Here is a 12,857-nt window from a genome sequence, read left to right on the forward strand (position 1 = left end):
TATGAGATTGATGAAACTGTTGTATCTTGAGGAATAACATGGATACGGTGGGTTTTGTTTTCAGTTTTAAATTATAAATCGGTATTGTATAATATAATCGTATTTAACAAAGAAACAAGGAAATACTATTGTTTTTTGCAACCATAATATGACTATACTATAAAATATTGGGGGTACTAATGATGAAAAATTTAGGTAAAAAGGCTATTTCGTCTGCAGTTGTTGCTTCATTGCTTATAACTAGTTCTGCAACAGCAATAAATGTAAAGGCCGCTACTGTTACACCACCTGAAAGTCCAAGACTTTGGGGAGCAGACAGATATGAAACTGCCGTAAAAGTATCACAGGCAGGTTGGACAAGCACTTCTGACTACGCCATAATAGCTAGTGGACAGGGTTATGCTGATGCACTTTGTGCAGCGCCACTAGCAAAGGCAAATAATGCACCTATACTTTTAACTGAAAAAAATAGCATAAGCCAAAGTACTTTAGATGAGCTAAAAAGATTAAAAGTTAAGTATGTGTATGTTATAGGCGGAGAAGGAGTAGTTTCAGAAACTATCGTAAATAAGATAAAAGCTGAAATAACTACAAGTGTAGAGAGATTTGGCGGCTTAGATAGATATGCTACTTCAGTAAAAGTTGCGGAAAAAATTGGAGTTCAAGATAAGGTTGTTTTAGCTTCAGGAGAAGGCTATGCTGATGCACTTTCAGCAGCACCAGTAGCAGCTATTAAAGGAATGCCAATACTTTTAACGGAAAGCAAGAAACTATCAGAGCCTACAGCTAATTACATAAAAGCTAACTCAGGTATAACGAAAACCTATATAATTGGAGGGTATGCTTCAGTTAGTGAGGACACAATGGGTAAGGTACCATCACCAGAAAGATTTGGTGGGGTAGACAGGTATGAAACAAATGCAAAGGTAATTGAAGGATTCAAGGGAGATTTTGATTTCAAAAACGTATATATAGCACTAGGAGACGGACCAAAAGGAGATGAATTTGCAGACGCGTTAACAGGTTCAGCCTTAGCAGGTAAAAACAAGAGTCCTTTAGTAATAACTGGAAAGGACTTAAGTGGTTATACTAAGAATCTTATCAAATCAACGTTAAATGCAAGCAGCACAATAACAGTATTAGGTGGAAAAGCTAACGTGTCCGATGAATTACTAGATGAGATGAAGAAAGAGATACCAACAGCACCATCAACTGGTGGCGGCGGCGGTGGCGGATCTTCAAGTGGCGGAGATAACTACACCGATATAACAAGTATAGCTAAATTAGCAGTTCAAAAAGAATTCAACGATCAGTTAAAAAAGAATAGCAGCTTAACAAACTATATAAAGCTGGATACCACTGGTGATGTTGTTAAAGTACAATTACAAAAGGAAAACATGGAATCTCTAAAGGATATATTTGAAACAGGTAAGAATCAAGATCCAGTTGTGTTAAGAGCAAGATTAGACAAGGTTCAAGAACAAATAAATCACTTTAAAACTATTAGTTCGTTAGAAATTGGCGGAGACTCTTTAACGGATATTTTATCAAAAGCAGATTCAGTTTATTTTGATACTAACGGAAACTTAAATAAAACACTAATTGTGGAAAAAATACAAAATAGTTCATTAAGCTATGAAAAGTTCCAGGGAGAGTTGAAAACTAAATTAACTAATGAATTAAACGAAAGATATATAGATACTACTACAAAGGTTCCAGAACTAAAGATTAGTGGAATTGCTGTAACTAAAGTACAGCAAAATGGTGTAGATATATATTCTACAGACTTAACAAGGGCTCAAATAGTTGACAAAGTTGTTAACCTTCTGGATGTAAATTCAACTTTAGGTGATTATAAGATTTACAGTAATAATAATTATTTTAATGTAAATATTGACAGAAACTAATTTAAAAAGTAAAATTTAAGAACTCAGGTTTTGGCCTGAGTTCTTTTAGTAATACTATAACTTGAGTAAATAATATATAAGTGATAAAATAATAAAGGTATATTTATCAAGATTTGAGAATACATTTATTATTTAACAATGAGAGAAGAGGTATAAAAATGTTAAAAAGTGTTAAAAACAAATAAAGGTTTTGCTGAAATATTATTGGCATTATCATAAAAGTTTGGACTATAGAACAAGAGAAAAAATCATACTTTTTTGTTCTATAAAAAACTGGATTTTATTTTATATTTACCTATAGTTCAAAGGGTGCTAAAATAGAAATGTCAATATAGATGAGCACAAAATATGTTTTTCTAAGGAGATAAGTAGTGAATAAAATAATAAATTGTAAAAAGTTCAAATTATGTGTAGGAATTATAGTATTAGCGGCATTACTTATTACATTTTTTAAATTATTATTTTGGAACTCTTCTTATACTATGGAGAAAACAAAGGTTTCAGCTTCTTTTGTGGACAAAGTAACAAAGTCGCAAAAACAAGGTGAAACTCTGAAGTTAGACAAAGAAGAGTTAAATCAAGCTATAAGCATGTATATTAAGGAAGAAAAGTCTTCTGGGAATATTAGAATTAAAGGTATTCAGGGAGATATAGTAAATGGTAATTTAAAACTTTATGTACCTACTAGCTATAAAGGAATTAATCTGCTAATAACATCAGAAGGTAAGTTATCTTATGAAGAGAATAAAGTAGTATATACACCATTATATTTTAAAGCAGGAAAGATAACACTGCCTAAGGATTTTGTTATGGCCAAGCTTAAAGATAAATCCAAAGATAAAATAAGTATAGAAAATGGAACTATAGCAGTTAAGGAAGAAATCCTTCCTATAAAGATAAACTCTATAGAAGTTAAAAATGATGAAATTTTTGTAGGCATGAAAAAGGTTTCAAATATTATAGAAGAAAAGATAAAAGACATACAAAATAATATAAAAGATGCCTTGAAAAATAATAATTTAACAGAGGACAATGCTTCAAAGAGCAATTTAGAAAATAATACTTCAAGTGGAGAAACTAAAGGTAATGACGCACCTAGTGAGAATACTAAAAATCTTTCTCAAAGGGATGAAGCATTAGATAGAATAAACAACGGACTAAGTGCAGCCGGCGGTTCTGTAAGCACAGGGGGACAAAAGGCAGTAATATCTTCAATGATATCTGCAATAAACAGTATGAAGGGAAACCCTTCTGCCAATCCCTACTCAGCAGCTGGTGGAGTGAGGGCAGTTTATAACAAACTATCCCAGCAGGAGAAGACTGAACTTAAAGCGGCAGTATTTTCTAATATAAACGGCACAGATATAAATATTGTAAGTAGTATGATTGGGAAATAATATTATAATTTAATGATAACTTCAGGGAGGAGTCAGGGTAAATGAATGAAGAGATAACGTTAGATTTGAGGGACTTTTTCTATATAATCAGAAAAAGGGTGAAGATGATAGTAGGTGTAACGGTGGCATGTACATTGGCAGCAGGAATCCTAAGTTTTTTTGTAATTAAACCTACTTATGAAGCAAAATCAACTATAATAGTTGGGAAACCTCAGGGGAATGAAAAGAATGGCAACGTACAATATAACGATGTCATGATGTATCAAAATCTTGTAAAAACTTATGCTGAAATTGCCAAATCTGCTTCAGTATCTGAAAGATCAGCACAAAAATTAGGTGGAAGTTTAACATCAGAGCAGTTGAAAAAAATAACAACAGTAACACCGCAGCAGGGAACACAAATACTTGCCATAACGGCTACAAGCAAGAGCCCAGAGGAAGCAGTAAAGATAGTAGGGGCAGTTTCATCAACCTTTATAGAAGAATCAAAAAGGGTATTTCCAACTGGTGGAGATATTCAAATTATGGATAAGGCTAAGTTACCAGAAGAACCTATAAAGCCTAAAAAGGCATTAAATATAGCCATTGCCTTTTTCTTAGGACTTATGGCCTCTGTAGGACTTACTTTTGTACTTGAATATATGGATAGTACTATGAAAACAGAAGAAGATATAAATAAATACTTAGGGTTACCAGTTATAGGTATAATACCTAAGAACATGGAACAGCAGAACTAAAGAGAGAATTGAGGAGGTATTAGATTTGATAGACATACATAGCCATATACTTCCGGGAATAGATGACGGTGCAAAAACACTAGATGACACTATAGAAATGCTTAAAATTGCTAGAAATAATGGCATAAAAAAAATTATAGCAACGCCTCATTTTTATAGAGGGTATTATGAAAATAAATTCGAGGATATATGTAAGTTAACAGAAGAAATTAGTGGAAAAGTAAAAGAACAGGGACTGGATATAGAAATAATATTTGGACAAGAAATATTTTTGGACAATCATACTCTAGACCACTATAAAGAAGGAATTATAAAGGGAATAAACAATACAAAATATATGCTCATAGAATTTCCAATGCAGGATATGCCTAAAAATGCATTAGATACAATGTATGAGTTGAGATTACAGGGTATAGTTCCTGTAGTTGCCCATCCAGAAAGATATAGTTATATAATAGAAAAACCTTCTGTTATAAACAATTTTATTGAAGAGGGCTGCCTTTTTCAGATAAATAGTGGAAGTATAGAAGGACATTTTGGAAAAAGAGTTCAGAAAACTTCAGAAATATTAATTTCTCATGGTATCTGCCACTTTATAGGTTCAGATGCCCATTCGGTTAACAGAAGATCACCTAAGATAAAAAATGCATTAGATATAGCAGGAAAGTTAAGTAATGGTATGGACAAAAGCGTAATGGAAAACGTAGAACTTCTTTTGAATAATGAAGAAATAAAGAAGAAGCCTGAGAAGATAAAAGAGAAAAAGAGCATATTTGACTTTTTGAAGAGAAAGGTTAAATAGTTTTGAATTACTAGAAATACAAATAAATGGAGTGAATATAATGGAAAAGCCAGATATCATAACGATAAAAGATCCTAAGTCTCCTATTGCAGAGGCATATAGAACTCTTAGAACAAATATTCAATTTTCATCCTTTGATAAAAAGATACAAACAATAGTTATAACTAGCTCTGGACCTAGTGAAGGAAAGTCTACTACTTCTTCTAACCTAGCAGTAGTGATGGCAGAGAGTGGAAATAAGACTATATTAATAGACTGTGATCAGAGAAAACCAAAGCTTAATAAGGTGTTCTTGAAGTCTAATAGTATTGGGTTATCAGACTTACTTGTAGGAAAGGTTACCTTTGAGGAAGCAGTACAAAAAACTGAAATTCCAAATCTAAATATTTTAACTTCTGGTACAAGACCGCCAAATCCAGCGGAACTTCTAGCCTCTGAAAAAATGAAAAAGTTTGTAGAAACTTTAAGAGAGACTTATGATTGTATAATTCTAGATACACCACCGGTAATAGCTGTTACAGATGCACAGCTTTTATCAAGATATGCAGATGGATGTTTACTAGTAGTTGCTTCTGGACAAGCAGAAAGAGCAGCAGCTATGAAGGCTAAAGAGCTTTTAGAAAAGGTGGATGCTAAGATACTAGGTGTTGTGCTAAATAAGTTAGAAGTTCAAGAAAAGGGATACTATGGATATTACTATCATTATTATTACGGTGTTGATGGTGAGAGAGTACAAGATAAGTCCAAAGGTCGTTGGTTTAAAAAGGCTTCAGCAAATACTTAGAAGTTATTTTATAAGAACAAACAATTTTTAACTTATGACAATAACTATAGGATAAGAAAAAGAATTTTATTATTATCCATAGTTTTTGGTAGATTTATAAGGAAAAATCAAACAAAAAGAGTTTGTTTTTCCAATGTTGAAGGTTGTTTGTTTTTTCATAGATATATATAATTAAAAGTAGAGGTAAAAGGGAGGGAGAAGGAGTTTGGAACAGTTACAGGAAAATAAAAACTATACACAGGTAGAAAATGTTGAAATATGCGAAAAAAGTTTGATGTACTACTTCTCCAAAAGATGTTTTGACTTTATAAGTTCTTTATGTGCAATAATAGTTTTTTTACCGCTTTTTATAATACTAGTGATTCTTGTTAAGCTAGACTCAAAAGGACCAGCATTTTTTGGACATAAAAGATTAGGACAAGATGGTAAGTCAATTAAAGTTTATAAATTTAGAACAATGGTTACAAATGCTGAAGAATTATTAAAACAACTTACGCCAGAGCAAAAGAAGGAATTTGAGGAAAACTTTAAGTTAGAAAATGACCCTAGAATAACTAAATTAGGAAACTTTCTAAGAAAATCAAGTTTGGACGAACTTCCTCAATTGCTTAATATTTTAATAGGTAATATGAGTGTAGTAGGACCTAGACCTATAGTTGAAAAAGAATTAGAGAAATACGGAATATATGGGGACAAGTTTTTAAGTGCTAAGCCTGGACTTACTGGTTTATGGCAAGCTAGCGGCAGAAGTGACACTACATATGAGGAAAGAGTTCAGATGGATATGGAGTATATTGATAAGAGAAGCTTTTGGTTTGATATTGCCATTATATTCAAAACAGTTGGAGCTGTAGTTAGAAAAGAAGGCGCAAAATAAGGTGAAAACCCAAACTTATCAGTAGATATTAATATGACTTAGCTTAATAGTAATTTTTAAAGCATAAAATACAGTAATATTTAGGAGGAATTAATATGCTATGTGCACTTATAATGGCAGGAGGTAAGGGCGAGCGATTTTGGCCTTTATCTACAGATGAAAAACCAAAGCAATTCTTAAAGCTGTTAGGTGAGGACACTATGATACAAATGACAGTTAAGAGATTAGAAAAGTTGATATCAGTAGAAAAAATATTTGTGGTAACAGCTAAAAGGTATGTGAATTTGGTCAAGGAACAACTTCCTAATTTACCTGAAAGAAATATAATAGTGGAGCCAGTAGGTAAGAATACCGCACCATGTATAGGGTTATCTGCATTTTTAATACATAAATATTATAAGGATGCATCTATAGTGGTATTGCCTTCAGATCACTTAATAGTGGATGAAGAAGGTTTTAGAAATACTATAAAAGCTGCAAATGGTTTTATAGAGAATAACAAGGATGCCATAGTAACCTTAGGCATGAGACCAGACAGACCGGAGATTGGGTATGGATATATAAAGTACAGTAAAACAGAAGAAATATTAAATGGATTTGAAGTCAGAAAAGTAGACAAATTCGTTGAAAAGCCAAATTTAGAAACAGCTAAAGAGTACTTAAATGAAGGTAATTTTTTATGGAATGGTGGAATGTTTGTATGGAAATGTTCTACTGTAATTAAGTTAACCAAGGAGTATTTAGCTAATACCTATAAGGTGTTAAGCGAGATTGCAGCTACTTCAGAGGATGAGTTTAACATGGTCTTGGAAAACAGGTACCCTCAGGTAGATAATGTTTCAGTAGACTATGGAATTATGGAGAAGGCGGAAAATATTTATGTTATCCCTTCGGATTTTGGTTGGGATGATATAGGCACTTGGTATTCGGTAGAGAGATACAGGGATAAAGATGACAATAACAACGTCTGTGTTGGTGATATAAAGAACATTGAAGGAAGCAATAATATCGTTGTAAGTAAGGAAAAGCCTATTGTTGTTGTTGGGCTTGATGATGTGTTTGTAGTTGAAAGTGATGATATTATTTTTGTTGGGAAAAAAGAGGACATTGAGAGAATTAAGGAGATAAAGAATAAGGTAATTTAGTAATATATAAGAATTGAGGTGCACTTGTGAAGGTAGCATTAGTACATGATTGGTTAACCAATATGGGTGGAGCGGAAAGAGTGGTTATAAACTTTAAAGAGGTTTATAAAGAGTCACCTATATACACAACTATATATAATCCAGACAATTTAGATGATGCGCTTAGAGATATAGATGTAAGGACGTCATTTTTACAAAATAAAAAAGATGCAAAAAAGAACCATCAAAAGTATTTTCCATTTATGCCAATGGCCTTTGAAAGTTTTAACTTAAATGAATATGATGTTGTGCTAAGTAGTAGTTCATCCTGTGCTAAGGGAGTTGTAACTAATCCTAACGCAATGCATGTCTGCTATTGCCATTCTCCTATGAGGTATGGGTGGGAGTTTTATTATGAATATGCCGACACATCTGATATGAAAAAGTTAAAAAAGGACTTATTAAAATACTTTATTAATTACATGAGAGTTTGGGATAATGTTTCTTCTAATAGGGTAGACTATTTCATTGCTAATTCTGAAAATGTAGCAAGAAGAATATGGAAGCATTATAGAAGAGAAAGCGTAGTTATACATCCACCGGTTAGGTGTAATTTATTTAATATCAGCGATGTAGATGAGGATTATTTTCTTATTGTATCTCGGTTAGTAGAATATAAGAGAATAGATTTGGCTGTGGAGGCTTTTAATGAACTCGGGTTACCTTTAGTCATTATTGGTGATGGAGCAGAAAGAAAAAGACTTGAAGCTATGGCTAAAGATAATATTAAATTTTTAGGAAGACAGCCTGATAGTGTTATAAAAGATTATTATTCTAAGTGTAGGGCCTTTGTGTTTCCAGGAGAAGAGGATTTTGGAATAACTCCATTAGAGGCGCAAGCAAGTGGAAGACCTGTTATTGCATTTGGTAGAGGTGGAGCGTTGGAGACTGTTGTTGAACAGAAAACAGGAATATTTTTTAAAGAACAAACAGTTGAATCACTTAAAAGTGCTATTGAAGAATTTGAAAAGATTAAATTTGATAAGGATATTATAAGAAAACATGCGGAAGAGTTTGATGAAGGAATATTTAAGGAGAAAATAAATAATTTTATTTTAGAAAGATACAATGAATTTAAAAATACTAAGAGATGGAAGGTACTGTAGTTAGATGGAAGGAAAGTTAAATATAATCATAGATGCAAGAATGGTAAATGAACAATTGCATGGTATTGCAAGATACACTTATGAACTCATTAAGAATATGTCTTTAGAAAAAGATATTCACATCATAGTCCTAGTTAATGATTTGTATCTAGCAAACAAGTTGTTTGAAGGATTAAGCAATATTGAATTTATAAAGATGAAATCTAAATTTTTATCGTTAAGAGAACAAATAGAATTACCTTTAATAGTTAATAAATATAAAGGTAGAGCTATATTTCATTCTCCATCATTTGTATCAAGTCCATTTATTAAATGTAAAATGATTATGACAATACATGATTTAAATCATCTAAGATTCCCTCAGTACTATACACCATTTCACAAATATTACTATAGATACATAGTAAAACCATCAGCGTTAAAATGCGAGAAAATATTGACTGTTTCAGAATTTTCTAAAACAGAAATTATTGATTGGTTAAGATGTGATAGTGATAAGGTAGTTGTTACCTACAATGGTGTAGACGAGAAATTCAAAGTTATAGAAGATGTTGTTGAATTAAATAGAGTTAGAAAAAAGTATAATTTACCTGACAAGTTTGTTCTATATATTGGAAATTTAAAACCTCATAAAAATGTAGAGACATTAGTGAAGGCCATGGGGTTAACTAATGAAAATATTAAGTTGATTATAAATGGTAAACCTAATGAATCGCTCAATAATTTAATAAAAGAGCTTAAGTTGGAAGATAGAGTTCAATTTATAGGATATGTAGAAGATAATGATTTACCTATATTATATAACTTAGCCACAGTATTTGTTTTTCCTTCATTATACGAGGGGTTTGGGCTACCACCATTGGAAGCAATGGCGTGTGGATGCCCTGTTATAGCAGCAAATACTAGTTCGTTAACTGAGATAGTAAACAATTATGGAATACTTGCACAAGCTCTAGACATAAATCAGTTTAAAAGTGAAATCAGCTATTATTTTGAGAATAACGTTACTAAATTTAATGAATATACAACTAATATAATTGGCTATTCAAGTAGTTTTAAGTGGAAGAATACTTGTGACAAAACATTAGAAGTTATAAGGCAAATATATTGCTAAAAGGTGGTACATATTTTGAAATTAAGTATTTTGTTTATGCTAATATTAATACCTTTAACTGACGTTAAATTATATGGAATTAAGTTATCTGAAAGTTTTTTTATTATTTTATTTTTATCAGAGTCAATAAAATATTTATCGGGAAGAAGCAAGAAAAAGTGTTTGGATATGGAATTTAACATATATATTAAGTCTTTATTTTTAGTTTTTGTATTATTTTTTATTTTTTCTATTTTATCATTTGCTTCAAGTTTTTATATACCTAGTAATTTAACAGGATTTATATATAAGCCTGTTGTAATTAGTATATCGAGGTTTATACAATTATTTATATGTGCCTTTATGGTATTATTTTTATATAATAGCATAGAGAACAGGAATCAGTTTACTATGTTACTGGCAATGTACGTCAGAATAGGAGTACTAATATGTATTTACTCTTTAATTTGTTATATTTTGAATAAATACTTTGGATTTGAACTTAGGGGAGCATATATATCAGGAAATGAATTTAGATTAAGAGGCACCTTTGTTGAAGGAGGACCTTTCGGAAACTATATCATAAGTGTAATTTATATATTATATTTATATACTAACTTAACTAAGAAGCAGCGATTTGTTAAGTACTTATCATATTCTATTTTATTTGTATGTTTAATTTTAGCAAAGTCAAAGGCAGCACTAATATTAATGATTTTAACAATAGCAGCAGCTACGCTGCTATTAAATTTAAATATTAATAAAAGAAACAAGACAAAAAAAAGTAACTTAGTTGTTGTACTTATGTTTCTAATTATTGTTTTTTTAAATAGGAATATGATTTTCAATGGCATAAGCAACTATTATCAAAGTTATAAAAATGCGAAATATGAAGCTTATATGCATATAGAAGATGGTAATTTCGTATATGGAAGAATAGCTGGTAGTCATATAGTGCCCAATATGATAAGGAATAAGCCTATTATAGGAGTAGGCTTAGGAAATTATCCAATAGTGAGAAATGATCCTACATATAGAGTTTATTTTCCAGAGGTATTAGGTCTAGATTACAGTGGACTTGGAATATTAGAAACTGCTGCTGAAGTGGGAATACCTTTGTCAATAATTCTTATAATAATTATGTCTAGAATAATTATATATATAAAAACGTATAAGTTACCAATATACATAATATCTATTGGTCTATTTCAAGTTTTAGTTCATATTTGTGGTACGCAAATTACGTTTATTTATCCATATTTTTCAACATGTGTTTTCTATTTGTATTTGAAATTAAGAAAAAGAAATATTTTATGACAAATGGTGTGGTAGTTAACCTTATTATAAATTTGAGTTTGGTAAGTGATTGTCAGAGTTATTAATATTGCTTAATGTTGTTGGTTAAAAAACTTTAAAGAGATCCTTTGATAATTTTGCCAAAGTTTTAATTTGAAAAAAATGAGAACCCTTAGTTTTTCACTAAATAAATTATTAAAAATGGTAACTGGATTTACAAGCATTAGTATGCTTAGAATTGTTGAAAAAGTAAAGCTTAATAACTGATAATATAGGAAAAGTAAGATATATTCTCTGAATTTTAGTGTTAATATGATGTTTATTAAGTATACTAAAAGTTCATCTCTTGATGAAAAAAATTAAGACCAACTATGTAGAATTCAAACTTGAAATAAAGGCAAAAAATTTTTACTATGCGAAAAATCACTTGCTGAATTTAGGATTAAATAGAATATAATCTATATGAACTTATAGAAACTGCAACGACTTAAATATAGTGTTATAAAAAAGATAAGGAGGGGGTTTATGGATAAAGTATTAATAGTTTCAGGTACAAGTATTATTAGTGGTGCTGAAATTGTCCTAAAAGACTATTTAGAAAATACTAAGAATATTAGCAGCTTCGATATCTTATGTTCTGATATAAATGAAATTAAAGAATTTTATAATAAAGTTTTAAAAAATAGGGTTATTTCCTGTAAAGAGATTACTCCAACAATGGCTATAAAAGATAGATATTCGTTAAGTAGTAAATTGAAAAAGATTTTAAGATTTGTTAATTTTTTTAGAGTTGTTAAAAGTGTTAACCTTAAACATAAATATGATATAATATGGGCAAACAATACTGGAGATATAATATATAGTATATTTTTTAAGAAAATGTATAAGAGGAAGTTTATTATTAACATACACGATATTGTAAAAAGAAATAGTTTAATGGGGAAGGTAGTAAGGGTTTTCGATAGGTATGTAGACAAATATATAGCTGTGTCAAACTCGGTTAAAGAGGCTCTTGTAAGGTTAGGTATTAGTGAAAACAAAATATACATTGTATATAATGGAATGATAATTGAAAATACTGATAATGATTTTCAATTTAAGAAAAAAGAAACTATTAGTAAAATAGGATTTGTTGGATCTCTCATAGAAAGGAAAGATCCACTGACATTTGTGGAGTTTATCAGAAAAACAAAGCTAAATGGATATATGGTTTATAATCACTATGACACAAGTTTATATAATAAAATCAAAACGGTTATAGAAGAGGAAAGATTAAATATAGATTTAATTGGCAAATTGGATAGAGGTGACATAGATAAGTTTATGAAGGAAATGGATTTTTTATTTATTCCTAGTTTACAAGATCCATTACCTACAGTAGTTTTAGAAAGTTTTAAAAATTACACACCATGTATAGGAAGAAATATAGATGGGATTCCTGAAATGATTACTGAAGATTATAATGGATATTTATTTAATAATGATGACGATTTAAATTTAATAAGCTTAAAGATAGCTAATATTAGCAGTGAAAAATATAATCAACTTAGGAAGAACTCACATATTACCGTAACAAACAAGTTTAACATAAAAGTAAAAGTAAATAAAATAGATGAAATTTTATTTGTAGATTAGCATAGAATATGAAGCTTGCATAAAAATAATAGATTGTTT

The 12,857-nt window shown here is 30.4% G+C and carries 11 protein-coding genes; all 11 read left to right on the top strand.

Annotated elements, in window-relative coordinates; genetic code table 11:
- Nucleotides 1-182 precede the first annotated feature (182 nt).
- The 11 genes from P8V03_RS15675 (at nt 183) to P8V03_RS15725 (ending at nt 12,818) form a co-directional block, all read left to right on the top strand.
- Nucleotides 183-1,907, top strand: a complete 1,725-nt coding sequence (locus tag P8V03_RS15675) for a cell wall-binding repeat-containing protein (protein WP_318798902.1) — start codon at nt 183-185, stop codon at nt 1,905-1,907.
- Nucleotides 1,908-2,278: 371 nt separating this feature from the next.
- On the top strand, nt 2,279-3,304 hold the full coding sequence (locus P8V03_RS15680) for a hypothetical protein (RefSeq protein ID WP_318798903.1): 1,026 nt from the start codon (nt 2,279-2,281) through the stop codon (nt 3,302-3,304).
- A gap of 41 nt (nt 3,305-3,345) precedes the next feature.
- Nucleotides 3,346-4,041: a YveK family protein gene (locus P8V03_RS15685; RefSeq protein WP_318798904.1), complete on the top strand. Its 696-nt coding sequence runs from the start codon at nt 3,346-3,348 to the stop codon at nt 4,039-4,041.
- A gap of 25 nt (nt 4,042-4,066) precedes the next feature.
- Nucleotides 4,067-4,843, top strand: coding sequence for a tyrosine-protein phosphatase (locus P8V03_RS15690; RefSeq protein ID WP_318798905.1), 777 nt, complete (start codon nt 4,067-4,069; stop codon nt 4,841-4,843).
- Nucleotides 4,844-4,883: 40 nt separating this feature from the next.
- Complete coding sequence (locus P8V03_RS15695) at nt 4,884-5,627, top strand: CpsD/CapB family tyrosine-protein kinase (protein WP_318798906.1); 744 nt, start codon at nt 4,884-4,886, stop codon at nt 5,625-5,627.
- Between the two features lie 274 nt (nt 5,628-5,901).
- Nucleotides 5,902-6,504, top strand: coding sequence for a sugar transferase (locus tag P8V03_RS15700; protein ID WP_428978984.1), 603 nt, complete (start codon nt 5,902-5,904; stop codon nt 6,502-6,504).
- Between the two features lie 95 nt (nt 6,505-6,599).
- On the top strand, nt 6,600-7,649 hold the full coding sequence (locus tag P8V03_RS15705) for a mannose-1-phosphate guanylyltransferase (protein WP_318798908.1): 1,050 nt from the start codon (nt 6,600-6,602) through the stop codon (nt 7,647-7,649).
- A 26-nt stretch (nt 7,650-7,675) separates the two neighbouring features.
- Nucleotides 7,676-8,794, top strand: coding sequence for a glycosyltransferase family 4 protein (locus tag P8V03_RS15710; RefSeq protein WP_318798909.1), 1,119 nt, complete (start codon nt 7,676-7,678; stop codon nt 8,792-8,794).
- A gap of 4 nt (nt 8,795-8,798) precedes the next feature.
- The gene (locus tag P8V03_RS15715; protein WP_318798910.1) at nt 8,799-9,908 is read left to right on the top strand and encodes a glycosyltransferase family 4 protein; all 1,110 of its coding nucleotides are present in this window, start codon (nt 8,799-8,801) and stop codon (nt 9,906-9,908) included.
- A 15-nt stretch (nt 9,909-9,923) separates the two neighbouring features.
- A complete protein-coding gene (locus tag P8V03_RS15720; RefSeq protein WP_318798911.1) occupies nt 9,924-11,204 on the top strand; it encodes an O-antigen ligase family protein in 1,281 nt (426 codons plus the stop codon).
- Between the two features lie 504 nt (nt 11,205-11,708).
- Complete coding sequence (locus P8V03_RS15725; protein ID WP_318798912.1) at nt 11,709-12,818, top strand: glycosyltransferase family 4 protein; 1,110 nt, start codon at nt 11,709-11,711, stop codon at nt 12,816-12,818.
- Nucleotides 12,819-12,857 lie beyond the last annotated feature (39 nt).

This window comes from Clostridium tanneri, assembly GCF_033659955.1.
GTDB lineage: Bacteria > Bacillota > Clostridia > Clostridiales > Clostridiaceae > Clostridium_AM > Clostridium_AM tanneri.